The sequence below is a fragment of the Streptomyces sp. NPDC028928 genome (assembly GCF_055564915.1).
In genome coordinates this window covers 12,282-38,192 of sequence record NZ_JBVHVI010000023.1, presented here as the reverse complement: position 1 = coordinate 38,192, position 25,911 = coordinate 12,282, and the positions used below count along the sequence as shown (strand labels likewise).

Below are 25,911 nucleotides of genomic sequence, written 5' to 3'. Positions count from 1 at the left end.
TCTCCCCTTGGGGGAAAAAGAGTTCAAAAAACCCCACGGGGGCAAAAAGGCCCTCCCCCAAAAACGGGGGACTGAACCAGAACGGGGGCCCCCCCCCCCCCCCCCCCTTCCCCCCCCCCCCCCCCCGCGGTGCATACGTACCCCGGGAGCAGGACCGGCGCCGGACCGCACCATGGGCGGGGCGGGAGAGACCGGGCCGGGCGTGCCGCACCTGCGGGAGTCGCGGCAGTCCTTCATCTTCGACCGCGCGGTCCAGTCCGCACGGTGCTCCCCTTTCGCGGTCTTCACCGCACGGCGACCCGGCTGGAGTGACATCCCTCACAGCCGAGTCGCTCACTAAGCGGGCCGGATAGTAGACGCGTCCGCCGTGACAAATGGGATTTGTCCGTCTTGCCGTGGGCGCGAGCCGCGGTCGCGGCGACGCCAGGCCGACCTCCCAGGCGTCCCTCCCATTCGTCGCCGCCCAGCAGTTTCTGACGGGCCGATAGATTTGCGCAAACATCGCGTTCGCGAAGCCGACATCTCCCGGCTCTCCTGACAAGACCCGCGCGGGTCTACGATGCGAGGTAGTAGAAGAGGCCTTTGCGCTGCCTGTGACGCCGTCCCAACAATGAGCGCTCGGCGATCACCGAGTGAGGTTGACGTATGGGCCAGCACCGCAAAACGAAGCACTACCGGCGAATAGTCATAGCCGCCGTAGCCGTCGGCGCCGTAGGCGTGCCGTCCGTCGCCCTGGCCTGTGCCGAGTGGCCGTACAGCACGGAGGACCCGGCACAGACCGTCGTGACGAGCGCGCCCGTGGGGCAGTGGCAGTACACCCCCAGGCATCACCACCGCAACGACCACGACACCGGCGCACCGCGGACCACCGCGCCGCCCACGCCCTGGACCACGGCTCCGCCGAGCGCCCGGCCCACCGCCAAGAAGAAGGTCACGGTCCCCCAGCCCCGGCGGACCGCCGCGCCCAGCACTCCGAAGCCCACCGCTTCCGCCCCCGCCCCCGCGGCCTCCGCCCCCGCGCCCGCAGCCTCCGCCGCGCCGAGCACCCCGAAGCCCACCGCCACGGCGTCCGGCGTCAGCGCCGAGATCCTGCGGCTGGTGAACGCCGAGCGGGCGAAGGCCGGTTGCCAGGCGCTGACCCTCAACTCGGCGCTGACCAAGGCCGCGCAGGCGCACAGCGAGGACATGGCGTCCCACCAGAACATGTCGCACACCGGCTCCGACGGATCGAACCCGGGCGACCGCATCACCGCCGCCGGCTACACCTGGAGCAGCTACGGCGAGAACGTCGCCTACGGCTACAGCACCGCGGAGCAGGTCATGGCGGGCTGGATGACCAGCCCGGGCCACCGGGCCAACATCCTCAACTGCGGGTTCAAGGAGATCGGCGTCGGCCTCGCGCAGCCCGGCAGCTACTGGACTCAGGACTTCGGCACCGCTCGCTGAGCGACGGCGGCCGGTACGTCGTCCCGGCCGCCGGGACCCGCTGGTTCGGGCAGGGCGCGCAACAGCAGCCAGCTGAGCGCCGGCATCAGGACCAGCGGGGCCAGCGCGGTCCGCAGGGACGTCGCGTCGGCGACCCGGCCGATGAGAGGGCTCGCCAGTCCGCCGACGCTGACGGTCAGACCGAGGGTGACACCCCCGGCGGTACCGACCCGCGAGGGCAGGTAGTCCTGGCCGAGGGTGACCTGGAGCGAGAACGGCACGTACAGGCCGGCGGAGGTCAGGGCCACGCACAGGTACAGGGCGGGGCCGGGGACGAGGACGACACCGGCGACCGCCGCGACCGAGAGCAGGTACGACCAGCGGCAGACCGTCACCCGGTCCCAGCGCCCGGCGAGCCGGCCGCCCAGCACGGAACCGGCCGCGCCGCCCAGATAGAACACGCACAGCGCGGCCGTACCGGCCGCGGTGCTCCCGCCCATGCGCTGCGCGGCGTACAGGGACAGGAAGCTGCTCAGGCCGGTGAACACGACCGAGCGGCACACCACGGCCAGCGACAGCTTCAGGAAGGACGCCCTGTCGTCGGCGCCGTGCACCGGTGTCGTCCGGGCGAAGTGCCGCCGCTGCTCCGGTGCCCGCAGCGCGGTCAGGTTCAGCGCGGCGCCGACGAGCGCGGGCAGCACCAGCAGCGGGGTCCAGCCGAGACCGCCCGTGCCCACGACGGCGGTGACCAGGAGCGGGGCCAGGGCGAAGCCGGCGTTGCCGCCCAGGGAGAACCAGCCCATGGCGCTGTGACCGTCCCCGCCGGCCAGCCGCGCGACGCGGGCGGACTCGGGGTGGTAGGCGGCCACGCCGGCACCGGACACCGCCACGCACACCAGCGTCAGCGCGTACGAACCGCTGGTTCCGCTCAGCGCGATGCCCAGGCCGGCCAGGAGCGTGCTCGCCGGCAGCAGCCACGGAACGGGCCGGCGGTCGGTGAGCGCGCCGAACAGCGGCTGCGCCACCGACGACAGCAGGGAGGCGGCCAGGACGACGCCCGCCGCTGCCGCGTAGCCGTAGCCGCGCTCGGCGACGAGGAACGGGATCAGGGACGCCACGGCTCCCTGGTAGACGTCGACACAGGCGTGCCCGACGGACAGCAGGGTGATCGATGCTTTCCTTCGCACCCGGTCATGCTCCGGCCCCGCGGGACTGTCGCGCTTTCGATAATCTGCCAGCCGATGACGGAGATCCGCCACGAGCCGGTGGCCCCCACCCGCACCCAGTGGCTGGCGTCCGGCGCGGCGATAGACGCCCACCGGCACGACGACCACCAGATCGTCTACGCGGGCCGGGGCGTGCTGGCCGTCACCACCGACGCCGGCTCCTGGGTCGCCCCCGCCACCCGCGCCCTGTGGGTGCCGGCCGGCACCGTGCACGCCCACCAGGCGCACGGCGCGCTCGAACTGCATCTGGTGGGGCTGTCCGCGAGCGAGAACCCGCTCGGTCTGCACGCGCCGACCGTGCTCGCCGTGGGGCCGCTGCTGCGCGAACTGATCGTCGCCCACACCAGCGCCCCGGACGACGGCAGCCCCGAACGGGCGCGGCTGCGCGCGGTGTTGCTGGACCAGCTGCGCGCCTCGCCCCAGCAGCCGCTGCATCTGCCGACTCCCGCGTCCCCCGTGCTGCGCGCGCTGTGCGACATCCTGCGCGCCGATCCGGCCGACGGCCGCACGCTGGCGGAACTCGGGCGCCAGGTCGGGGCGAGCGACCGGACCCTGTCCCGGCTGTTCCGCCGCGACCTCGGGATGACGTTCCCGCAGTGGCGCACCCAACTACGCCTGCACCACGCGCTGGTGCTGCTGGCCGGGAGGACGCCGGTGACCACGGTGGCGCACCGGTGCGGGTGGTCCTCGGCCAGCGCGTTCATCGACGTCTTCCGGCGCACCTTCGGACACACGCCGGGCAGCACCCCGTAGCGCTCACCGCCCGGCGGTGCTCACAGCTTGGCTCCGAACGCCTGGGTCCACCACGGGCCGCCCGAGCCGTTGTGGACGCCCACGCCGATGTTCTTGAACGAGCAGTTGAGGATGTTGGCGCGGTGGCCGGGGCTGTTCATCCACGAGTCCATCACGGCCTGCGGGGTCTGCTGCCCCTTCGCGATGTTCTCGCCGTACGTCGACCAGCGGTAGCCCGCCGCGGTGATGCGCTCGCCGGGTCCGTCGCCGTCCGGGTTGGTGTGGTCGAAGAAGCCGCGGGCGGCCATGTCGTCGGAGTGGCCCTGGGCGGCCCGGTCCAGTTGGGCGTCCTCGGTGACCGGGCCGCAGCCGGCGGCGGCCCGCTCCTTGTTCACGAGCGCGACCACCTGCGCCACCGTGCCCGCGGGCGCCGGCTGCGCCTGCGGGGTGCGGGAGGCGCGCGGAGTCGTCGGCGTGCTCGGCCGGGCCTTCGGGGTGCTGCTGGTGCGGGCCGGGCGGGGGCTCTTGGAGGCGCGCGGCTTCTTCGAGTGCGACGGGGACGGCGACGCGGACGCCGAGGGCGAGGACGAGGTCGCGACGGCGCTGGGTTCCGAGAGGTCCACGACGGGAGCGCCGGCGGTGTGCGCGGCGGTCGCCTCCCTGGTCCCCGACCCGGAGCCGGTGCCGAAGTACCAGAGGCCGCCGCCCGCGACACAGGCCGCCACCACGGCACTCCCGACGGCCCGGCGCCGTATCCGCCGCCGTCGCCGCGCCTCGCCGCGGCCGGTGCCGCGACGCCGGGAGGCGCGCAGCCCGACCGGGGCGCCGGAGCCGCTGCCGCCGGTGCCCGGGCCGGCGGTGCCCGGCTCCGCTCCGGCGACGCTCGGGGTGGATCCGGTGGTGTCCTGGACCGAGCCGGTGGTGCCAGGGTCCGAGCCGGAGGCGGCCTGTCCCGGGCCGGCGCCCGGATGCGGTCCCACGGCGCCCTGGTCCCATGCGGTGGTGCCCGGGCCCTGGGGCCCGTGGGCGGCGGCGTCGGTGACCGGCGGGAGCGGTGCGGTGGAGGCGGCCGCCGTCAGGCCGGTCACGGCGGACCGGGTCGTCGTCAGCAGCGCCGACGACACCGCGACGAGGGCCAGCCCGGCCAGCAGCCCCTCCGCGGGCAGCAGACCGCTCCACAGGCCGCCGCAGCGCGCGCACTCGCGGGCGTGCCGGGCTATCCGCTTGCGCCAGAGGGCGGAGGGCAGACCGTCCCAGGAGGCCAGCATCCCGTGCAGCTCCTCGCAGACGGGCCGCGCGTCGAGCGCCCGTACCACCACCCGGGCCGCCTCCAGCCGCGCCTTCATCCGCTGCACCCGGACCGCGGTGTGCTGCGGCGACACCGCGAGGGCCGCGGCGACCTCGGCCCGGGTCAGCTCACCGGCGCACTCCAGCCACCACAGCGACAGCACCTCCCGGTCGTCCGGCTCCAGCCAGCGGGTGGCGCGCGCGGTCTCCTGGCGCTGGCCGGACAGCTGGAGCCGGACGATGGTGAGGTCCACGAAGTCGGCGCCCGGATCGGCGACGTCGCCGGTCTCCTCCACGGCGGCCGGGGCGAGTTGCCGGTCCTGCCAGTGCGCCCGGACCCGGTTCATCGCGATGGCCACGAGCCAGGAGCGGAAGCTCTCCGGGGTGCGCAGGTCACCGAGCGAGCCGAGGGCCCGGAGCATGGTCTCCTGGACCACGTCGTCGACGTCGACCGAACCGTTCAGGGCCCGCCCCACGATGTTGTAGACCAGCGGGAGATAGGCGCTGACCAGGGCGTCCTGGGCCGCCGGGTCTCCCGCTCGGGCGGCGTTCACCAGTGCCGCCGTGTCCACCGTGTGCTGTGTCCTCATCAGAGCTTCCCTGTCCTCGACGCCGAACGATGCTGTCCGTTACCTGGGAGACCGCCGGGTGCGGTGCCGATAACAGTTCTTCGGAAAATCGTTCGACGGGAGACTCACAGCAGCGGTGCGCCGGCCGCAAGGGAGAAGGTCACACCGGGGCGGATCCCGGCCGGTCATCCTGACCCTGGCTCAGCTCGTTGGCGCGGTCCACTTCGGCCATGTGTGCCTCGGCCCAGTCCCGGACGGCGGCGAGGACGGTTTCGAGCGACAGGCCGAGTGCGGTGAGCCGGTAGTGCACGCCGGGCGGTACGGAGGGCTCCACCCTGCGGGCGACCAGGCCGTCCCGCACCAGGTTCCGCAGGGTCACGGACAGCATCTTCTGCGAGACGCCGGGCATCCGGCGCAGCAGCTCGGCGAAGCGGACCTCGCCCGGGGCCGCCTCCGCCAGCACCTTCACCGCCATCGACGTCCACTTCGTACCGATTCGGTCGAGGAGCCTGCGGGTCGGGCACGCGGGGTCGAACAGGTCGCCGCGCGCGGCGGGGACGCCCTTGGCCTGGGAGGTCACCTGAAGCTCACCAACTGACGGGAAAGTGCGGTCTGGTGAGCCCGAGACTAGTTACCTAGCGTTCCCTTGTCACCATTGGTTACCCGAGGGGTCGTTCATGACCGTCAACTCCGTCCCGGGCGTGCGGCTGCGCCGGGTCACCGTCAACGGCGTCGGGCTCAACGTCGCCACGGCCGGCCGGGGGCCGGCCGTCCTGCTGCTGCACGGCTTCCCGCACACCTGGCGGCTGTGGACCGAGGTCATCGGCCCGCTGGCCCGCCGGTACCGGGTGATCGCACCGGACCTGCGGGGTTTCGGCGACAGCGACCGGCCGGCGGACGGGTACGACGCCGGGACGCTCGCGGCCGACGCCGAGGGCCTGTTGGAGGCCCTCGGCGCCGGCCCGGCCGCCGTGATCGGCATCGACCTCGGCACCCCGCCCGCGTTCCTCCTGGCCATGCGGCGGCCCGGGCTGGTACGGCGGCTGGTGCTGATGGAGTCGCTGCTGGGCGACCTCCCGGGCGCCGAGGAGTTCCTGGCGGGCGGGCCGCCGTGGTGGTTCGGCTTCCACGCCGAACCCGGCCTCGCGGAGACCGTGCTCGCGGGGCGCGAAGAGGAGTACGTCGGCTGGTTCCTGGAGCGCGGCACCCTCGGCCGGGGCGTACGGCCCGACGTGCGGGCGGAGTTCGTCCGCGCCTACCGCGGGAGCGAGGCGCTGCGCGCCGCGTTCGGGCCGTACCGGGCCCTGCCGGTCACCGCCGGGCAGATCCGGGAGGCGGTGGCCGGCGCCCGCCTCACCGTGCCCGCGCTCACGATCGGCGCCCACCCGGCCGGCCGCGCGCTGGAACGCCAACTGCGCCCGTACGCCGACCGGCTGACCGGCCGGGTGATCCCGGACTGCGGCCACATCGTCCCGCTGGACCGCCCGAAGGCGCTGCTGGAGCTCCTGGAACCGTTCCTCGCCGGGGACCGGGACTGACCCCGCGTCCCCGGCGCGGAAGGGTCAGGCGGGCTTCACCGTCGACACCGCCGTCGCGGTGACCTTGTTGTCGCACTCGGCGAACCAGCCGTCGTCCAGGGCGACCTGGTGCTTGCCCGCCTTCGGCAGGCCGACCACCAGCGTCGGGAACACGGACGGGGTCGCGCCGGAGACGCAGTAACCGTCCCCCTCGCCCTGCACCTGTACGAAGGTCAGCTTCAGCCACGCCTTGCCGCCCGGTGCGAGGCGCACGGTGGTCGCGGTGCCCTTGGGGGTCACCTTCAGCGGAACGGACCGCTGGGGCGAGCCGTTGCCCGCCCCGGCCACCGTCGGGTGGCCGCGCAGCACGCACGCCGCCGAGGAGACGTTCGTGAACTGGACGACCGCGGCCCCGGTGCCCGTGCCCCGCGGCCGGACGGCGGACTGGTACGCCGACGCCTCCAGCGCCTTGGCCGTGCAGGCCGGCGTGGCACGGGAGGTGGTGTGGGCGACCAGGGAGACGCGGACGGGCGCGGCGGCCTCGGCCGACCCGGCAGTCGCCGCGGCCGCCACGGTGGCGGCGGGGGCCTTCGGGGCCGGGGCCGCGCCCGCTGCCGTGCCGCTCGCCGACTGGAAGGCCGTCAGCGACAGGGTGGCGGCGACGGCGGCCAGGGCCGCCCCGGTGACGCGGCTGGTGTGTCGGTGATGCATGAGATCCCCCGGTTGTCCGTGGTGTGTGGTCGGAGCGACCGGCAGGGCGCCGGTGCTCACCGGACCAGACCGGGTGCCGGGGCCCCGGGTTCCCCGGTCCGGCCGTTGTGACACGCCGGTGACAAACCAGGGCCGGAGGTGCACGGAAGGCCGCGCGGTGACCACCGGGCGGCGTGGCGCGCGCCGGGCCGGCGTGGTCCGCGGCGAGGATGGCGCTCGCTACGAGCCGACCGGGAGGCAGGTGTGCGGGTATGACGGTGAACCGTGTCGGCCTGGTCGTGCACGGCGGGCGCACCGAGGCGGTGGCCGCCGCGCGGGCCGTGCGCGCGTGGTGCGCCGAGCACGCGGTGGGATGCGCGGACATCGACGTCTGGCAGGAGGGCGCCCGGCACAGCGCCCGCGAGGAGATGGACAGCGCGGGCGATCCGGACCTCGTCGTCACCCTGGGCGGTGACGGCACGTTCCTGCGCGGGGCCCGGCTGGCGGCCGAGAACGACGCCCTGGTGCTCGGTGTCGACCTCGGCCGGGTCGGCTTCCTCACGGAGGTCCCCGCCACGGCGGTGCGGGCCGCGCTGGACGCCGTACGGGAGGAGCGGATCGACGTCGAGAGCCGGATGCTGCTGACCCTGCGGGCGTCGTGCCGGCTGGAGGTGCCCGCGCAGATGGAGGCGCTGCTGCGGTACGGCCGCGGGCCCATGCTGCCGCCGCCGCGGGTGCGCACGGAGTGCGAGGTGGGCGGGGACTGGGGCGTCGCCCTGAACGTCACCGCGCTGAACGACGTGGTCGTGGAGAAGCTGGCCCGGGACCGGCAGGTGTCGGTCGCGGTCTATCTGGCGGGCCGGCTCCTGGCCTGCTACTCGGCCGACGCGCTGCTGGTGGCCACACCCACGGGCTCCACGGCGTACAGCTTCGCCGCGGGCGGTCCGGTGGTCTCGCCCCGCGCGGAGGGCCTGGTGTTCACGCCGGTCGCGCCGCACATGGTGTTCAACCGTTCGGTGGTGGCCGCGCCGGACGAGCCCGTCGCGCTGCGCGTGCTGGAACGGTCGGGCCAGGCCGCGGTCAGCATCGACGGCCAGTTGCGCGGGGTGCTGAGCCCCGGCGACTGGATCGGCGTGTACGCCGCCCCGCGCCGGCTGAAGGCGGTACGGCTCGGTCCGATGGACTTCTACGGCCGGCTGCGCGAGCGCATGAACCTCACCGACGCACCGGCCGCGCTCGCCGACGGGAGGGCCGCTCCGCTGTGGCCGGTGACCACTCCGCCGCCGGGCGACCTCGCCCACCTGGCCCTTCCTCCGGGGCCCGGTGGCGCTTCCCGGCCGGCCTGAGACACCCGGATGGCCGTTCGAAGCCCGGGGCGCTGCAGCGCGGTGCGTGTGCCCTGTGGTCGTATATTCCGTACCGTAGGCGTGGGCAAGCCCCACTGGAATAAGGAGAATTTTGATGTCGACCGTCGAGCTGAAGACGAACTTCGGCCGGATCGTGCTGGAGCTCAACGACGCCGAGGCGCCGAAGACCGCCGAGAACTTCCTGTCGTACGTGCGCAGCGGCCACTACGACGGCACGATTTTCCATCGGGTCATTAACGGCTTTATGATCCAGGGCGGCGGTTTCACCCAGGACATGAAGCAGAAGCCCACCGAGGCGCCGATCCAGAATGAGGCCGACAACGGGCTGAAGAACGACAACTACACCGTGGCGATGGCGCGGACGAACGACCCGCACTCCGCGACGGCCCAGTTCTTCATCAACGTTTCGGACAACGCCTTCCTCAACTACTCGGCGAAGACGCCGACCGGCTGGGGTTACGCCGTGTTCGGCAAGGTCACCGAGGGCCGGGAGGTCGTCGACTCCATCAAGGGGGTCAAGACGGGCAGCCGGGCCGGCCACCAGGACGTCCCGACGGAGCCCGTGGTCATCGAGTCCGCCAAGGTCATCGGCTGACGCACACCGCCGGGGCGGCACCGGTCCACCGGTGCCGCCCGCGTCGTGGCGCTCGGCCCGCCGGCCGGATCAGGCCGCGGCTCCGGTTCCGGAGGCGAGCCGTCGCAGCGTGGCCTCGATCCGGGCCAGTACGGCCTGTTGCTGCGTCACCAGATAGAAGTGCGCCCCGGGGTACACGTGCAGTTCGAAGGGGCCGTCGGTCTCCCGCGACCAGGTCCGGGCCTCCTCGGGGGTGACCCGGGGGTCGGCGTCGCCGGTCAGCGCGACGAAGGGGCAGTTCAGCCTCGGTCCGGGGGTGGGCCGGTACGTCTCCACCGCGCGGTAGTCCGCCCGCAGCGCGGGCAGGATCATGCTCAGCATCTCCTCGTCCTGGAGCAGGGCCGCGTCGGTGCCCTCCAGCTTGGTGACCTCCTCGATCAGCCGCGCGTCGTCGCCCTGGTGGACGTTCTCGTCGCGCTCGACGGACGGCCCCCGGCGGCCGGAGACGAAGAACACCGCGGGCGGCCGCCCGGCGTCCTCCAGGAGCCGGGCCAGCTCGAAGCCGACCAGGGCGCCCATGCTGTGCCCGAAGAGGGCGAGGGGAGTGTCGTCCCGCTCGTCCAGCGCGTGGAACACGCCCCGCGCGATGTCCTGGACGGAGTCGGCCGGGGCCTCCAGGAGGCGGTCCTGGCGGCCCGGGTACTGCACCGCGCGCACGTCCACCGCGGGCGACAACGCCTTGGAGACGGGGAAGTAGAAGCTCGCGGAGCCACCGGCGTGCGGCAGGCACAGCAGCCGCGGCGCACCCGGTGTCGCCTGGTGGAAGCTGCGCATCCACACCTGGTGCTCCGCGCCGGACAGGTCGGCCATGTGTCCCCCTCGATGGAACGTGTGGAACCCGCTGTGTGTCCCACGGTACCGACGGGCGCTGTGTGCCGGAGGTCAAGTGCCGCCCCGCCCATGCACCTTGCCCCGCTTGACGCGACGTACTCCCGTTCCTAGACTCTCTGTCCAGATCTAGACAGAGAGTCGAACCCGGGGGCCGGTGTGAGCGAGGACGGCACGGACGAGCACCTGATCCGGGAGGCCGAGAAGATCGCCGTGGCGCTGGGCCGCATGTTTCCCGGCCTGTGCGAGGTGGTGCTGCACGACCTGCGGGATCCGGACCACGCGATCCGTGCGATCGAGAACAACCTGTCGGGCCGTCAGGTGGGCGACTCCGCCACCGAGTTGGGACTGGCCCGGATCGCCGACCCGCAGTACCCCAGCGTCATCCAGAACTACCCCAACCGGTTCCCCGACGGCCGCCCGGCGAAAAGCACGTCCATCGGCATCAAGAACGCCGCCGGCACATACATCGCCGCGCTGTGCCTGAACCTGGACGTGTCCGTCCTGTCCCCGGTGACCCTCGCGCTGTCCAACCTCGTGGCCACCGACACCGAGCACCGCGACCAGCCCCTGGAGACCCTGCGGGACCGCAACGCGCGCGAGCTGCGCCAGGTGGTGGAGGCCCGTGCCGCGGAGCGCGCCGCCACGCCCCGCTCACTGAGCCGGGAGGACAAGAAGGCGCTCGTACGACAGCTGCAGCGCGACGGCTACTTCGACTCGCGCGACGCCGCGCAGACCATCGCGGACCTGCTCGGCGTGTCCCGGGCCACGGTCTACAACTACGCGAAGTGAAGGGTCACCCGCCCATGACCACCGCCCCCTCCTCCCCCGCCGTCTCCCCCGGCACCGCCCGTACCCTGGCCGATCCCGACACCCCGTTCGCCGTCGTCGACGTGCACAGGGTCCGGCGCAACATCGCCCGGCTGCGGGCGAGGGCGGACCGCCTCGGAGTCGCGCTGCGCCCGCACGTGAAGACGGCCAAGAGCCTCGACGCCGCCGCCCTCCTGCACGACGGCACCCCCGGTCCCGTCACCGTCTCCACCCTCGCCGAGGCCGAGGCGTTCGCCGCCGCCGGTTACCGCGACATCACGTACGCCGTCGGCATCGAACCGCACAAACTCCCGCGGGTGGTCGCCCTGGTGCGCCGCGGGGTCACGCTGCGCGTGCTGCTGGACAGCACCGAGCAGGCGACGTTCGTCGCCGCGGCCGCACGGGAGGCCCGGGTCACCCTGCCCGCCCAGATCGAGATCGACTGCGACGGCCACCGCGGCGGCCTCCGGCCCGACGCCCCCGGGCTCCCCGGGATCGGCGGGATCCTGCACGACGCGGGCTGCCTGGACGGCGTACTGACCCACGCGGGCGAGTCGTACTCCTGCCCCACCGCCGAGGAGCGGCGCACGGCGGCCCGGAACGAACGCGAGGCCGCGGTCGCCGCGGCCGAGCGGCTCCACGCGGCCGGCCTGCCCGTGCCCACCGTCAGCGTGGGCTCCACCCCCACCGCGCACGCGGCCGACGACCTCAGCGGGGTCACCGAACTCCGCGCCGGGAACTACGTCTTCTTCGACCTGGTGATGGCCGGTCTCGGCGTGTGCGAGCTGGACGACCTCGCCCTGTCGGTCGTGGTCACCGTCATCGGTCACCGCCCCGAGTACGGATGGATCGTCACCGACGGCGGCTGGATGGCGATGTCCCGCGACCGCGGCACCTCCGCCCAGCCGCAGGACCAGGGCTACGGTCTGGTCACCGACCTGGACGGCACGCTGATCCCGGACGTGGTCATGACCGCGGCCAGCCAGGAGCACGGCACGCTCACCGCCCGGAACGGCGCCGTACTGCCCGACCTGCCCATCGGCACCCGCCTGCGCGTCCTGCCCAACCACGCCTGCGCCACCGCCGCCCAGCACCAGGGCTACCACGTCATCGACGGTGCCCATGGCCCGACGGCGTCCGCGCCGATGCTCCAGACATACTGGCCGCGCGTCACCGGCTGGTGAGCCGTCTGCCGCCCATCCCCCCGCCCGTCGAGGACACTCCGAGGACACCCATGGCCACCGCCGCACTGCCCGTTTCGTTCGCCGACGTCCGCGAGGCCGCCGCCCGCCTCGAGGGCATCGCCCACCGCACGCCGGTCCTCACCTCCCGCACGCTGAACTCCCTTGTCGGCGCCGAGGTGTTCATCAAGGCCGAGAACTACCAGCGGATGGGGGCCTTCAAGTTCCGCGGCGCCTACAACGCCGTCGTCCAGCTCTCCCCGGAACAGCGGGCCAAGGGCATCGCGGCCTACTCCTCCGGCAACCACGCCCAGGCCACCGCGCTGGCCGCCCGGGAACTGGGCACCACCGCCGTCATCGTGATGCCCGAGGACGCACCGCGTTCCAAACTGGCGGCCACCGCCGGATACGGGGCGGAGGTCGTCACCTACGACCGCTACACCCAGGACCGCTCCGCGCTCGCCCACGCCCTGGCCGAGGAGCGCGGGCTGACCCTGATCCCGCCCTACGACCACCCCCACGTCATCGCCGGCCAGGGCACCGCCGCGCTGGAACTCCTGGAGGAGACCGGCCCGTTGGACGCCCTGCTGGTGCCCGTGGGAGGCGGCGGCCTCATCGCGGGCAGTGCCACCGCCGCGACGGCACTGCACCCCGGGATCCGCGTCATCGGCGTCGAGCCGGAGGCGGGCGACGACACCAAGCGGTCCCTGGAGGCCGGGACACGCGTGACCATCCCGGTCCCCCGCACCATCGCCGACGGCCAGGCCCTGGACACCCCCGGCGAGATCACCTTCCCCGTCAACCAGCGCCTGGTCGACTCCATCGCCCTCGTCAGCGACGCGGAGATCCTCACCGCGATGCGCTTCGCCTTCGAGCGCCTGAAGACCGTCCTGGAACCCAGCGGCGCCACCCCGCTGGCCGCCCTGCTGGCCGGACGCGTCGAGAACCCGCCGCGGCGGATCGGCGTCATCGCCTCCGGCGGCAACATCGACGTCGACCGCTTCAACACCCTCACCCAGCGCACGGACCGAGGGTGACGCGGGTGCGGTGCGGAAAGCGGAGAAACGCCTCCGGAGCGGCGCGCAACGTCTCCCCGGCTGTGTCACGGGGTTCCGGCCGGGTACCCGGCACGCCTGTGGAGACAGACAGACGAAGCGATCGTCAGGAGTCGGAGGGCCGGAATCATGCCTGCGCCGGCACGATCCGCCGTTGAGGATCCCCGAGAACACCGCCGTGCCGCCGCCCACTCCGCACGTCCGCGCAGCAGGGTGCCGGAGACCGGCGACGACCCGGATCTGCTGGGCCAGTACCTGGCCCAGATCGCCGCGACCCCGCTGCTCACCGCCGAGGACGAGGTACGGCTGGCCCGCCGCATCGAGGCCGGTGTGCACGCCGCCGGGGAACTGGAGCGGGCCGAGGCCGACGAGCGGCGCCTGCCCCCGGAACGGCGCCGGGAGCTGGACGCGGTCGTACGGGACGGCTGGCACGCCAAGGACCACATGATCCGGGCCAACCTGCGGCTGGTGGTGTCGATCGCCAAACGGCACGCGCACCGGGGCGTGCCGCTGCTCGACGTCATCCAGGAGGGCAACCTGGGGCTGATACGGGCGGTGGAGAAGTTCGACCACACGAAAGGGTTCAAGTTCTCCACCTACGCGACCTGGTGGATCCGCCAGGCGATCGAACGGGGCCTGGCCCAGCATGCCCGGACCGTGCGGCTGCCCATGCACGTCGTGGAGGAGCTGCACAAGCTCGCGAAGGCGGAACGGCAGCTCCAGCTGCGCCTCGGCCGTGAACCGACGGACGCCGAGGCGGCCCGGGAGAGCGGCTTCGACGAGGGCCGGGTCGCCTGGCTGCGCCGGGTGGGACGGCAGACGCTCAGCCTCGACACGCCCGTGGACGACGCCGGCGAGACCGTGGTCGGCGACCTCATCCCCGCCACCGACGTGCTCCAGGCCCCCGAGGTGGCCGAGTACCGGGCGCTCGCCGAGGAGCTGAGGGACGCCCTGGGCCTGCTGGCGCCCCGCGAGTCCATGATCCTCAGTCTGCGCTACGGCCTGCACGACGGGCACCCCCGCACGCTGCAGCAGGTGGCCGACCGGGTGGGACTGACCAGGGAACGCGTCCGCCAGCTGGAGAAGGAGTCCCTCACCCGGCTGCGGGCACCCGAGACCGGCGAGCGCCTCCTGGAATGGGCCGGCTGACCGGTCGTATGCCGGGGCCCGCGCGGGTACTCCGGGAGTCATGGCCGGTATAGAACTCAGCAGCTCCGCATTCAGCGATCACAGCATGATCCCGCGCCGCTACGCGCACGACGCGGACAATGTCTCCCCGCCGCTCACCTGGTCCGGCGTGCCGGACGAGGCGGAGGAACTGGTCCTGCTGTGCGAGGACCCGGACGCGCCGTCCGGGACCTTCGTGCACTGGCTCGTCACCGGTATCGACCCCCGGGCCGGGGGCCTGGACGCCGGTGAGACGCCACAGGGCAGCCAGCCGCACCGCAACGGCTTCGGGGAGCGCGGCTGGGGCGGCCCGCAGCCCCCGGTCGGCGACGACGCGCACCGGTACTTCTTCCGGCTCTACGCCCTCCCGGAACCGGTCTCGCTGCCGGACCGGGCGACCGCCGAGGACGCCCACGCCGTGCTCGACCGGCGCCAGCTGGCCAGCGGCACCATCGTCGGTCTGTACCAGCGCTGACCACGGGGTGGCTCCCCGACCCGCTGACCACAGGGGTCACCGACGGGGGGCGACCGCGAGGCGCCTCAGGACTCGACCCGCGCCACCAGCAGGGCCACGTCGTCGTCACCCCCGGGCGGCCGGAGCGTCTCCAGCACCCGGTCGCACGTCTCCCCCAGATCCTGGTCGGCCGTGGCCGTCAGGGCGTCGAGGAGGGTGCCCAGGCGGGCGTCGATCGGGTCGCCGCGGGTCTCGACCAGGCCGTCGGTGTAGAGCGCGATCTGGTCACCGGGGCGGAAGGGGAACTCCGTCGTCTCGAAGGCCGTACCGCCGACCCCCAGTGGCACACCGGACGGCAGGTCGAGCAGGCGCGCCGGCCGGCCGGAGCGGACGAGGGCCGGGGGCAGATGACCGGCGAGGCTGATGCGGCACCGGCCCCGCTCGGGGTCGTAGCGGCAGTAGGCGCAGGTGGCGATGGTGTGCTCGACGTCCTCGGTCAGGCGGTCGAGCTGCCGGAGCACCTCCGCCGGGTCGAGGTCGAGTCCGGCGAACGCGCGGGTGGCGCTGCGCAGCTGGCCCATGCTGGCGGCGGCGTTGATGCCGCTTCCCATGACGTCGCCGACGACCAGGGCGGTGCTGTCCCCGGGCAGGCGCATGGCGTCGAACCAGTCCCCGCCGATCTCGCTGGAGGCTCCGGCCGGCAGGTACCGGCAGGCGATCGCGAGGCCGGGCAGCCGGGAGGGCAGCTGCGGGAGCAGCCGGCGCTGGAGGGTGAGGGCGGTGTTGCGGGCGCTCTGGTACCAGCGGGCGTTGTCGATGCAGGTCGCGGCGCGGCCGGCCAGCTCGCAGGCGAGGAGCGTGTCGTCCTCGTCGAACGGCGCCGGGGTGCCGGTGCGTTCGAGGCTGAGGGCGCCCAGCACCTCGCCGCGGGCCAGGAGCGGCACGGCGAGGTAGGAGTGCACGCCCGTCGTCTCCAGGACGGCGGCGGCCTCGCTGCTGCGGGCGATGCGCCGCAGGTCCTCGCGGGTGGTCTCGGCGACCCGTACCGGCCGGCGGGTGCGCACGCACTGGGTGAGCAGACGGTCGCTGTCGTACCGGGTGAGTTCTCCGGGCGGGTCGGTGACGTGCGCGGCCTCCGGGGCGTGGGCCGCGGCGACGGCGACGGCGCGGAAGCGGGCGGGGCCGGTGACCGAGGGGGTGCGTCCGCGCAGGATGCTCTCGAGCACGTGGACGGTGGCGACGTCGGCCAGGTCCGGTACGACGACTCCGGCCAGCTCGTGCGCCGTCTGCTCCACGTCGAGGGTCGACCCGATGGCCGCGGACGCGCCCGCGATCATGGCCAGCCGGTTCCGGGCCCGGGTCGCCGCGATGGTCGCCTCGTGGCGCTCGGTGATGTCGATGACGGACGTGGCCACACCGAGCACCCGGCCGTCGGCGTCCTCCAGCCGGTGCATCGACACGGACCAGGCGTGCTCGCGGTGCGGATCGGAGGGGGGACGGCCGACGACGTACCGGTCGGTCACCGGCTTTCCGGTCTCCAGGACGTGGCGCAGCCGCTCCTCGATGGCCTCGGCGTCCAGGAAGGACAGGACGTCACGGTACCGCCGACCGAGGTGGTCGGCGGCGGAGCGGCCGTGGATGCGTTCCAGCGCCGGGTTCACCGTCAGGTAGCGCAGGTCGGGATCGAGGATGGCCAGGCCGATCGGGGACTGGGTGACCAGTCGTGCGGAGAGGGCGACGCCGCGTTCGACGCGTGCAACGGTCGCCTGGTCCACGGCCAGCCCCAGGGCGTAGGTGTCCCCGAGGTCGTCGAGCAGCCGCATGTTGCGGAACTCGACCAGGCGGGTGCTGCCGTTCTTGTGCCGGATCGGGAAGGCCCCCGCCCAGTCGGTGCCGGACTCCATGACCTCGGCGAACAGCGCGATGACCTCGTCGCGGTGCTCCTCGTTGACCAGCAGCTGCACCGCGAACCGGCCCAGCGCCTCCTCGGCGGTGTAGCCGAACAATTCCTCCGCCTGGGGGCTCCAGAACACCACGCGGCCGTTGGTGTCCAGCACCACCGCGGCGACGCTCAGCAGATCGAGCAGGCCGGTGGGTGACGTGCCGGCACCGGCCAGGGGGCGGCCCCGGCCGGGTCGCGAGGTGTCCGTCGTACCCATCCCCGTGCTCCTCTCCCACTCGGTGGGAGGACGCGCCGCGTCGGCGCCTCACCCGCGTGCCCTCAACGGCGTTGCCTCTTCACCGTCACCGTGTCCCTTCATAGTCACCGTGTTCGCCGTGGCGTGCCTCGCGACGGCGGGCGGGCCGCCCGTCACTCGCCGGGCGGCGGCCCGCCACCTCACCCCCGGGTCGTCGGCCGGCACCACCGACGCGGTCGTCCGCTCGCCCACCGGTTCCCGTGCGCCTCGAAGCCCTGGCGCACCGCCCGAGCGCCTGATCCCTACCCCGCGTGTACCCAGATACCGGCCCCGCCTCGACCGGCCGGACGATGTGCCGACCGGGGCCGTCCTGGTCAGACTGGGACGTACGACCGCACTCGGCCGGCGGGAGAACGGTCACTGATCATGACTGAGCCGACAGACAGCAGCCCCCGGGCGGCGGGATCCGCGCCCGGAGCGTCGCGCAGGGCGTCGTTCCTGGTCGATGACGAGGGCATCGTGGTGGCGTGGCCCGCGGGCGCCGAGGAGCTGCTCGGCCATCCCGCGGACGGGATCCTCGGCCGGGCGGCGAGGGACCTGGTGGTCAGGGACGCAACGGCGGACCGGACGTCACCGGATGTGGTGTTCCGGCACCGGGACGGCCACCACGTCGGCTGCCGGGTGTGCGTGGCCGCCGAGCCCGGGGCGGGGTCGGTTCCGCGGTGGCGGATCGAGCTGGTGCCCGCGGCGCAGGAGGCGTCGGCCGCCGTCGACCGGGCGCTGCTGGAGGCCTTGTTCACCCGGTCCCCGGTCGGCCTGTTCGTCCTGGACCCTGAGCTGCGCCTGATGCGGTACAACGCCGCTGCGGAGGGCATGCAGGGCACCCGGGTGACCGAGGGGATCGGGCTGCGGCCCGCCGAGGTGTGGCCCGACTTCGGCGCCGGACAGGCCGAGCGGGTGATGGCCGGGGTTCTGGAGACCGGCCGGCCGGTGCTCTCCTTCGAGAAGCGCGGCCGTCCGCCCGGTGACCCCGACCGTGAGCACGTGTACGCGGCGTCCGTCTTCCGGCTGGAGGACGACGACGGGCGTGTGCTCGGGGTCGCCGATGTGGTGGTCGACGTCACCGAACGGCGCCGTGCCCAGGAGCGGCTCGCTCTGGTGGCGGAGGCCGGTTCCCGGATCGGGACCACCCTGGACGTGCTGCACACCGCGGACGAGCTGGCCGGCCTGCTGGTGCCGGGGCTGGCCGACAGCGTGGCGGTGGAACTGCTGGAGCCGGTGCTGTCCGGGGGTGACATCCCGAGGGGGCCGGGTGAGGCCGGCGGGGAGCTGCGGCGCGCCGCCTCCCGCACCGTCCGCACCGGCACCTCCCCGGGCGCCTACGAGGTCGGTGAGGTCAGCAGCTATCCCGCCGCCGCGCCCGCGGCGCAGGTCCTCGTCGACCGCGAGCCGCGGCTGGTGCCGGTGGTGGACGAGGACAGCGCGTGGGTGCGCGGTGACGCGGTCCGTGGCCGGCGGATGCGGGAGGAGCGGGTCCACTCGCTGATGGTCGTACCGCTGCTGGTGCGCGAGCGTGCGCTGGGGCTCGTCGCCCTGTACCGGTCGACCCGGTGCGACGCGTTCGAGGAGGACGATCTCACCCTGGCCCAGGACCTGGCCGCCCGCGCCGCCGTCGCCCTGGACAACGCGCGCCGCTACACGCGGGAACGCAACGCCGTGCTCTCGCTGCAGCGCGGTCTGCTGCCGCAGAACCTGCCCACCGCGGAGGCGGTGCAGGCGGCGCACCACTGGGTGCACTCCGGTGCGGGCGGCGACTGGACCGATGTCATCGCCCTGCCCGGAGCCCGCGTGGCGCTCGTGGCGGGCAGCACGCCCGGCCGGGGTGTGCGGACCGCCGCCACGATGGGGCGGCTGCGCACCGCCGTGCAGACGCTGGCCTCCCTGGAACTGGCGCCCGACGAGGTCATGGCCCGGCTGGAGGACCTCGTCGGGCAGATGGACGCCGAGACCGCCGGCCCGCCGGCCCACAGCCCCGTCGGCGCCACCTGTCTCTACGGCGTCTACGACCCGGTCACCTGCCGGTGCACCGTCGCCGCGGCCGGCCCGGCGGGGCTGGCGCTGGTGGCCGCGGACGGCACCGTGACCTTCCCCGACGTCCCGGCAGGGCCGCCCCTCGGCCGGCCCGGACCTCCCTTCGCGAAGACCACGTTGAGTCTGCCGGAGGGGAGCCGGCTGGTGCTGTTCACCCCGGGGCTGCTGCAGGACGTCCCCGGTGACGCCGGGCGGGTTCGGCTCACGCGCGTGCTGTCCGAGGCCTGCCGGTCCCCGCAGGATCTCTGCCTGCGGCTCACGGAGGCGCTGGTGCCCACCGATCCCCCGAGGGACGCCGCGGTCCTGGTGGCCCGCACCCGGCCCCTCGACCCCGCCCGGGTCGCCACCTGGGTGCTGCCGGCCGACCCGGCGGCCGTCGCCACCGCCCGGTGTCTGACCTCCCGCCAGCTGAGCGCGTGGGCCATGGAGGACGAGGTGTTCGCCACCGAGCTGATCGTCAGCGAGCTGGTCACCAACGCCATCCGCTACGCCGAGCCCCCCGTACGGCTGCGGCTGATCCGCGACCGGGCGCTGAGCGTCGAGGTCTCCGACGGCAGCAGCACCGCGCCGTACCTGCGGCACGCCCGCACGACCGACGAGGGCGGGCGCGGTCTGCTGCTGGTCTCCCAGTTCGCGCAGCGGTGGGGGACGCGGTATGAGGACCGCGGCAAGACCATCTGGGCCGAGGAGCCCGTGACGTCGGTGGTCTGACCGACGCGTCGCCCTCCGACTCGGTGAACTGCCGTCGGGATCCGCTCCGGTCGCCGGTACGGCAGGCACGACGTGCCGCTCACCGAGCAGTTCGTCCGGGCCCGCACCCGGATCGCGTCGGCCGCGGCGCCGTAGCGCGACGCGTTGTGGTCAACCGGCCCTCCGCGCGTGCATGATGCGGTGACGAGGCAGGCGCACGGCGGGGGAGCCGATGGTCAGCGAGGTGCGACGGGGCGGCGAGGGTGCCGGGTCTGCGGAACGGCAAGAGGAGGTGGCCGAAGCCGTCCGCGAGGCCCTACGGCTGTTGGACGGCGCCACGGACGGGTCGGCCGAGGCGCTGATTCCGGTGGCCCACCGGCTGCACCGCCTTGAGACCGCGCTGCGGGAGCACGGGGAGGACTTCTCCGGCGTCTTCGTCGTCCTGAGTGTGGTGGTCGGTACGTACTGCCTGATCAGGGGCGAGTACACGCCGTCGGACTCCGCCTCCTGGGAGCGGAAGGCGGTACTGCGGCGTCTGCGGTGGGTGGATCGCCACGGGGCGCCGGACAACCCGCTCGTCGTCCAGGCCCGCATCATGCTGGTCTTCCTGCTCACGCCCTGGGCCCTGCCGCGCGGCGACGGCACCGGCACCGTCCTGCGGGACGCGCTGCTCACCCCCGGCCAGGGAGAAGAGCTGCTGACCGAGTCGGTGCGCCGGGATCTCACCGAGGCCAGGGAGGTCATCGGCCGGATCGCCGAGGCCCCGCTCGACGCCGAGTTCCAGCAGCGGACCGCGGACCTCAAGCAGGTCATCGAGCGGATAACGGCCCCCGGCCTCGTCTCCTCCGGCACCACGGCCGCGGCGGTGGCCACGGACCAGGCCGCGCCCGACGGCGAGCAGGAGGCCGGTGCCCCGGACGATCCCGAGGAGGCACTGCTCGACGCCGTGCGCGGCCTGGTGGCCTTGGCCGGCGCGTGCGGCACGGCGAAGTTCACCCGCGTTCTGGTCTGGCTGGTCCCGGCGTTGGGGTCGCGGAGCGGCGAGGACGGGAAGGAGGTGCTGGAGCTGGGCCCGCGGGCCATGGCGCTGCTGCGCCGGGCCACCGTCGGCAGCGCGGCCGGGGCCGCCGGCATGAGCCGCGCCGCCGATGCGGTACTGCGGGCGCTCGACGCGTTGCCACCGGACGCACCGGAACGGGCCCGGGTCGCCAGGCTCCACGCCTACCTCCTGGTGGCGGTGGACATCCTGGAGCCCGGAGCGGCCGACTTCCGCACGGTGCGGCGGCCCGCGCCGGACCCGGCCGAGGACGGAGGCGACCGTCTCCTCGACTGGCCGGCCGGGCTCACCCTCGAGCCGGGTCTGGCCGCTCATCTCGACGGTGATGTACGGGTGTTCGCTCTCCAGCTCGGCCTGTACGAGCGGCGCCACGCGGCCCGCATCGACCGGCTGCTGGCCTACCGGACGGGCGATCTGGGCTACCTGGACGATGCGGCCGCCTTGCTCGCGGAAGCGATCGACGCGAGCCCGCCGGACTCCTGGTGGGTGCTGGCCCTGCGGGCGGAGCTGGCCGACCTCCTGGAGCAGGCCGCCGCGAACGGCGGCAGCTTCCACGACGCGGACATCGCGCTGGCCACCGTACGAGAGCTGGACGCGGCCCTGCGACAGGACGGCTCGCTGCCGCTCGACGCGCCGTTCGCCCTGGAGCTGCTCCTGTCCACCGCGGACCGCGAATTGCATCGCGCGGAGCGCACCGGGGACCACGCGGCACTGCCGCGCCTCGTCGGCGAGCTGCGCGCCCGGCACAGCGCACTGGCTCCGGACAACAGGTGGCGCGGCGAGGTGGAGAAGCGGCTGGCTCAGCTCGACGAGCTGTGCTCGGACGGGCGACAGGCCTTCACGCGGGGGGAGCCCGGGGCGGCCGAGACGGTGGACGCCGCCGCGGAGCTGGCCGACCTGGAACGCATGGTCGCCGAGATCGAGCGTGAGCTGGACGCGCCGGTGGTGTATCGAAACCACGAGTACGACTGGCGTGCCAGGCTCGGCCTGCGGTTGCTCCTGTCCGTCGTGCGCGGCCTGGACCACCCGGCGCTGCTGGACGGCGCGATCACCCAGCTGACCCGTGCCCGGGCGCTGCTCGCCGAGGGACGTGGCGAACACCGCCGGGTGGACGTCCTGACGAAGCTGGCCGAGGCCCACGTGATGCGCAGCGCCCGGCGCGGGCCGCACGCCGACGCGGACGCACGGGCGTTCCTGGAGATCACCCGCCAGGCGCTGGACGAGCTGGCCGGCGATGTCCTGCTCCAGTCCGGGGCCGACCACGGCCTGTCCGCGGCCCTCAACGGGGATCTGCTGGCGGAGCGGCTGGCGTGGGCCGCCCTCATGCTGCGTCGGCCGGCCGACGCCGTGGCCGATCTGGAGAGGGGACGTGCCCTGGTGCACCAGGCCGTCACCGCGTCCCGGAGCATCCCCGAACTCCTCGACGCGGCCGGCCGGCCGGAACTGGCCCGGCAGTGGCGGGCCCAGCTTCCCGCGGCCCCGCTGCGGCCGGAGACCGGTGGCACGCCGGCCCCGCCGGCCGGCGGCCCGCCGGTCCCCAGCGCCCTGCGGCGCGGCGCACTGGCCGCGCTGGGGGTCCGTCCCCTCCCCGGACAGCGCCGGGGCACTCGCCCGTTGGTGGGCATCGCGGACGTGGCCGCGCTCACCGAGTGTCTGGCCGCCTCGGGCACGGACGCCCTGGTCTACCTGCTGGCCGGCACGCCCCTGCCCCCGGCCGGCGGCTCGTACCCCGGTCACGCGCTCATCCTGCGTCCCGGCGCCGACCCCGCGATGCTGCCGCTGCCGCGGTTGATCCGCCCCGGCAGCGCACCGCTGGAGCGTTACCTCAAAGCCGCGGCGCACCGTTCCCGGGCGCTCACCCACCCGGCCATGCACGCGTCGTTCCGGGCCGCCTTCGAGATGGACTGGCAGGCCGCGCTGCGCGAACTGTGCGACTGGGCCTGGCCGGCGGTGATGGGGCCGGTGCTCTCGGCGGTGCGCCCGCAGCCGGCCACGCAGCCCTCGCCGGTCCGGCCGCCGCGGATCGTGCTCGTGCCCTGCGGCCGGCTCGGCGTCGTACCGTGGCACGCCGCACGGACCGGAAGCGCCGGCGAGCAGGGCCACCGGTACGCCTGCCAGGAGGCCGTGATCAGCTACGCCCCGTCCGGCACCCAGTTCCTCACCGCGGCCGGCCGGCGGCGCATGTCCCCCGCCGACGGGCGGCAGGTGCTCGTCGCGGACCCGGAACTGACCCTGCCCTGGGCCGAGGTGGAGGCGGACGCGCTGCGCGCCTCCTGCTATCCCCGGGCGCTGCGCTACGGCGAGTTCCTCGGCACCGGGGAGGAACCGGACGCCGCGGGCACACCGGAGGAACTGCTGGCGGTGCTGCCCGGCGGCTCGTCACCGGCGTCCGTGGTCCACCTGGCCTGTCACGCCCGGGCCGCGCCGCGCCCCACCGACTCCGCGCTGCGGCTGGCCGGCCCGCCCGGCGCGGGCCCGGAGTCCGGCCGGCTCACCGTGGCCGGAATCATGGACGGGGCCGCCGACGTCCCGTCGGACACCGCCGGCCCGCTGGTCGTGCTCAGCGCCTGCGAGACGGACCTGAGCACGCGCCATCACGACGAGGGCCTGACCCTGGCCACCGCACTGGTCACGCGGGGCGCCGCGGATGTCGTGGGGTCGCGGTGGGCCGTGCGGGACAGTGCGACCGCCGTGATGATGGCCGTCTTCCACCACCACCTCACGGCCGGCGGGCTGGCCCCGCCCGATGCCCTGCGCGCGGCCCAGTCGTGGATGCTCGACCCGCACCGCACGCTCCCGTTCGACCTGGACGACCCGCTCCGGTGTGAGGCCGAACGCTCCGATCTGGGCGACCTCCATCACTGGGCGGCCTTCACCCACCAGGGCAACCCCGCGCCCGCCCAGGTGAGTTGAGCTTCCGTAGGCGTACAGGATCTCCGTGGGAGGATTCAGTGGACCGCATACCCCGACGCCCCGCCCGCCGCGTGCTCGCCGCCGCCGTGCTCGCCGTCACCGCGGCTCTCGGCGCGGCGGCGCCGGGCGCCACCGCGGCGGACCGGACGGCCGGCACCGGACCGGACGCGGCGCGCGTGCCGCTGCGCGTGGCGACCTACAACATCCACGCCGGAGCCGGCCAGGACAACGTCTTCGACCTCGACCGCACGGCGGCGGCGATCCGTGACCTCGACGCCGATGTGATCGGCCTCCAGGAGGTCGACGTGCACTGGGGCGCCCGGAGCGACTTCGCCGACGAGGCGCGGGAGTTGGCCGTACGGCTGCGCATGCGGGTCTTCTTCGCGCCGATCTACGACCTCCCTCCCACGACGACGGACGGGCAACGGCGGCAGTACGGGGTCGCCGTACTGAGCCGCTGTCCGGTGCGGGACGCGCGGAACCACGAGATCACCCGGCTGTCCACGCAGACCCCGGATCCGGTGCCGGCGCCCGCGCCGGGCTTCGCCGAGGTGACGGTCAGGGTCCGGGGCGTCGCCGTACACGTGTACACGACCCACCTGGACTACCGTGCGGACCCCTCGGTCCGGCGGGCCCAGGTCGACGACATGCTGGCGGTTCTGGGTGAGGACGCGGGCCCGAAGGTCCTCCTCGGGGACTTCAACGCCGAGCCGGGCGCCCCGGAACTGGCTGAGTTGTGGGGCCCGTTGGCCGATGCCGCACCGGACGGCGGCAAGACCTACCCGGCGGTCGACCCGGTCAAGCGGATCGACGTCGTGGCCGTCTCCCCGGACGTCACCGTCACCGGCGCGCACGCGTCCGCGACCACGGCCTCCGACCACCGCCCGGTCGTCGCCGACCTCCTGCTGCGCCGGCGCGGCCGCTGACCTGCGCCCCACGGAATCATCTTTTACGTGCTCCTGACAATTCACGGTTCCCGTGGCACCCTGCCTCACGCACGTCCATCCGCACCGTTCTTCGTTCCCCCACCCTGCCCGGATTCGACCAGTCCGGGCACGGCAGAAGGAGACCTGCGTGAGACGCCATCGCACCGCCGCGGGCATTCTGTTGGCCGTCGGAGCCCTGTTCACCGGGGGCCTCGTCCAGGCCGGGACCGCCGGGGCCGCCGACGCCGCGCCCTCCGCGCCGTCGGCCGCGGCCCACACCGCCTCGGCGACCGCACAGCACAAGGCACGCGCCTTCTGGACCGCCGAGCGCATGCGCAGCGCCACTCCCCTCGATCTGCTGCTGACCGAGAAGGCAGCCAGGAACCTCAAGTCCCCGGAAGCCCACGGGCCTTCGACCACCGTCGCGCCCACCCGCGCCGCCCTCGCCTCCTTCCCGCAGGCCGGTGGCCCCTGGACCGGCGGCGGCGCCGTCGTCACGACCTCGGGCCGGGTGTTCTTCACCTTCCAAGGACGCACCGCCTCCTGCACCGGCAACGCCGTGACCAGCCAGAACGCCAGTACCGTCATCACGGCCGGGCACTGCGTGAAGTACCAGGGCAGCTGGCACACCAACTGGGTCTTCGTACCGGCCTACGACAACGGCAACGCGCCGTACGGCCAGTGGACCGCGGCCAAGACGCTCACCACCCCGCAGTGGGAGGCGAGCGAGGACATCAACTACGACGTCGGAGCCGCGGTCGTCAGCCCCCTGAACGGCAAGACCCTCACCTCGGTCGTCGGCGCCCAGGGCATCCAGTTCAACGGCGGCTACAACAAGCCGATGTACTCCTTCGGCTTCCCGGCGGCGTCGCCGTACGACGGCACGAAGCTCATCTACTGCAGCGGCAACAGCTCGAAGGACTTCCTGTTCTCGCAGGACCACAGCCTCGGGTGCAACATGACGGGCGGCTCCAGCGGCGGCCCCTGGTTCACCGGCTTCACCGAGGCGTCCGGCACCGGCCTGCAGGTCTCCGTGAACAGCTTCGGCTACACGTTCCTGCCGAACCGGATGTTCGGGCCGTACTTCGGTGACGTGGTCAAGGCCCTGTACGACAAGGCGCAGGCCTCCTAGGGGCAGGGTCGGGGCGAGCTGT

The 25,911-nt window shown here is 73.9% G+C and carries 20 protein-coding genes; 14 read left to right on the top strand and 6 right to left on the bottom strand.

Translation table 11 applies throughout. The features are described from left to right. Positions 1-645 precede the first annotated feature (645 nt). Positions 646-1,446 (top strand): CAP domain-containing protein, encoded by an 801-nt coding sequence (locus tag ACZ4U1_RS37680; protein WP_467908683.1) that lies wholly within the window; start codon positions 646-648, stop codon positions 1,444-1,446. Here ACZ4U1_RS37680 and ACZ4U1_RS37675 read toward each other — a convergent pair. Further along, on the bottom strand, positions 1,422-2,612 hold the full coding sequence (locus tag ACZ4U1_RS37675; RefSeq protein ID WP_467908682.1) for an MFS transporter: 1,191 nt from the start codon (positions 2,610-2,612) through the stop codon (positions 1,422-1,424). The genes ACZ4U1_RS37680 and ACZ4U1_RS37675 overlap by 25 nt on opposite strands. A gap of 54 nt (positions 2,613-2,666) precedes the next feature. Between ACZ4U1_RS37675 and ACZ4U1_RS37670 the strand changes: the two genes are divergently transcribed. Next, the gene (locus tag ACZ4U1_RS37670) at positions 2,667-3,404 is read left to right on the top strand and encodes an AraC family transcriptional regulator (RefSeq protein ID WP_467908681.1); all 738 of its coding nucleotides are present in this window, start codon (positions 2,667-2,669) and stop codon (positions 3,402-3,404) included. Between the two features lie 20 nt (positions 3,405-3,424). Here ACZ4U1_RS37670 and ACZ4U1_RS37665 read toward each other — a convergent pair whose 3' ends face one another. Both ACZ4U1_RS37665 and ACZ4U1_RS37660 read right to left on the bottom strand, forming a co-directional pair. Then, the gene (locus ACZ4U1_RS37665; protein ID WP_467908680.1) at positions 3,425-5,260 is read right to left on the bottom strand and encodes a sigma-70 family RNA polymerase sigma factor; all 1,836 of its coding nucleotides are present in this window, start codon (positions 5,258-5,260) and stop codon (positions 3,425-3,427) included. A gap of 139 nt (positions 5,261-5,399) precedes the next feature. Continuing rightward, complete coding sequence (locus ACZ4U1_RS37660) at positions 5,400-5,819, bottom strand: winged helix-turn-helix transcriptional regulator (protein WP_467908679.1); 420 nt, start codon at positions 5,817-5,819, stop codon at positions 5,400-5,402. 97 nt (positions 5,820-5,916) lie between these two features. Between ACZ4U1_RS37660 and ACZ4U1_RS37655 the strand changes: the two genes are divergently transcribed. Continuing rightward, a complete protein-coding gene (locus ACZ4U1_RS37655) occupies positions 5,917-6,777 on the top strand; it encodes an alpha/beta fold hydrolase (protein ID WP_467908678.1) in 861 nt (286 codons plus the stop codon). A 24-nt stretch (positions 6,778-6,801) separates the two neighbouring features. Here ACZ4U1_RS37655 and ACZ4U1_RS37650 read toward each other — a convergent pair whose 3' ends face one another. Beyond that, positions 6,802-7,467: a DUF4232 domain-containing protein gene (locus ACZ4U1_RS37650; protein WP_467908677.1), complete on the bottom strand. Its 666-nt coding sequence runs from the start codon at positions 7,465-7,467 to the stop codon at positions 6,802-6,804. Between the two features lie 251 nt (positions 7,468-7,718). Here ACZ4U1_RS37650 and ACZ4U1_RS37645 point away from each other — a divergent pair, with 251 nt between their 5' ends. Together ACZ4U1_RS37645 and ACZ4U1_RS37640 are read left to right on the top strand one after the other, a co-directional pair. Next, on the top strand, positions 7,719-8,792 hold the full coding sequence (locus ACZ4U1_RS37645) for an NAD(+)/NADH kinase (RefSeq protein WP_467908676.1): 1,074 nt from the start codon (positions 7,719-7,721) through the stop codon (positions 8,790-8,792). 115 nt (positions 8,793-8,907) lie between these two features. Beyond that, positions 8,908-9,408 (top strand): peptidylprolyl isomerase, encoded by a 501-nt coding sequence (locus tag ACZ4U1_RS37640; protein WP_467908675.1) that lies wholly within the window; start codon positions 8,908-8,910, stop codon positions 9,406-9,408. A gap of 69 nt (positions 9,409-9,477) precedes the next feature. Here ACZ4U1_RS37640 and ACZ4U1_RS37635 read toward each other — a convergent pair whose 3' ends face one another. After that, positions 9,478-10,257, bottom strand: a complete 780-nt coding sequence (locus ACZ4U1_RS37635) for a thioesterase II family protein (RefSeq protein ID WP_467908674.1) — start codon at positions 10,255-10,257, stop codon at positions 9,478-9,480. A gap of 177 nt (positions 10,258-10,434) precedes the next feature. Between ACZ4U1_RS37635 and ACZ4U1_RS37630 the strand changes: the two genes are divergently transcribed. The 5 genes from ACZ4U1_RS37630 (at position 10,435) to ACZ4U1_RS37610 (ending at position 14,963) form a co-directional block, all read left to right on the top strand. Further along, the gene (locus ACZ4U1_RS37630; protein WP_467908673.1) at positions 10,435-11,067 is read left to right on the top strand and encodes a helix-turn-helix transcriptional regulator; all 633 of its coding nucleotides are present in this window, start codon (positions 10,435-10,437) and stop codon (positions 11,065-11,067) included. Positions 11,068-11,081: 14 nt separating this feature from the next. Beyond that, a complete protein-coding gene (locus tag ACZ4U1_RS37625) occupies positions 11,082-12,269 on the top strand; it encodes an alanine racemase (RefSeq protein ID WP_467908672.1) in 1,188 nt (395 codons plus the stop codon). A 50-nt stretch (positions 12,270-12,319) separates the two neighbouring features. Beyond that, positions 12,320-13,303: a threo-3-hydroxy-L-aspartate ammonia-lyase gene (locus ACZ4U1_RS37620; protein WP_467908671.1), complete on the top strand. Its 984-nt coding sequence runs from the start codon at positions 12,320-12,322 to the stop codon at positions 13,301-13,303. Between the two features lie 147 nt (positions 13,304-13,450). Next, positions 13,451-14,470: a sigma-70 family RNA polymerase sigma factor gene (locus ACZ4U1_RS37615; protein ID WP_467908670.1), complete on the top strand. Its 1,020-nt coding sequence runs from the start codon at positions 13,451-13,453 to the stop codon at positions 14,468-14,470. A gap of 40 nt (positions 14,471-14,510) precedes the next feature. Continuing rightward, complete coding sequence (locus ACZ4U1_RS37610) at positions 14,511-14,963, top strand: YbhB/YbcL family Raf kinase inhibitor-like protein (RefSeq protein ID WP_467908669.1); 453 nt, start codon at positions 14,511-14,513, stop codon at positions 14,961-14,963. A gap of 65 nt (positions 14,964-15,028) precedes the next feature. On the opposite strand, the gene ACZ4U1_RS37605 is transcribed toward ACZ4U1_RS37610, so the two are convergent. Beyond that, positions 15,029-17,101: a SpoIIE family protein phosphatase gene (locus tag ACZ4U1_RS37605; protein WP_467908668.1), complete on the bottom strand. Its 2,073-nt coding sequence runs from the start codon at positions 17,099-17,101 to the stop codon at positions 15,029-15,031. 405 nt (positions 17,102-17,506) lie between these two features. Here ACZ4U1_RS37605 and ACZ4U1_RS37600 point away from each other — a divergent pair, with 405 nt between their 5' ends. The 4 genes from ACZ4U1_RS37600 to ACZ4U1_RS37585 all read left to right on the top strand — a co-directional run bounded on the left by ACZ4U1_RS37600 (position 17,507) and on the right by ACZ4U1_RS37585 (position 25,889). After that, positions 17,507-19,882: a SpoIIE family protein phosphatase gene (locus tag ACZ4U1_RS37600; protein WP_467908667.1), complete on the top strand. Its 2,376-nt coding sequence runs from the start codon at positions 17,507-17,509 to the stop codon at positions 19,880-19,882. Positions 19,883-20,153: 271 nt separating this feature from the next. Beyond that, positions 20,154-23,831 (top strand): CHAT domain-containing protein, encoded by a 3,678-nt coding sequence (locus ACZ4U1_RS37595; protein ID WP_467908666.1) that lies wholly within the window; start codon positions 20,154-20,156, stop codon positions 23,829-23,831. 38 nt (positions 23,832-23,869) lie between these two features. Further along, entirely contained in the window at positions 23,870-24,757 is an 888-nt protein-coding gene (locus tag ACZ4U1_RS37590; RefSeq protein WP_467908665.1) for an endonuclease/exonuclease/phosphatase family protein, read from the top strand. A gap of 148 nt (positions 24,758-24,905) precedes the next feature. Then, positions 24,906-25,889: a trypsin-like serine peptidase gene (locus ACZ4U1_RS37585; protein WP_467908664.1), complete on the top strand. Its 984-nt coding sequence runs from the start codon at positions 24,906-24,908 to the stop codon at positions 25,887-25,889. The last annotated feature ends 22 nt before the right edge of the window (positions 25,890-25,911 follow it).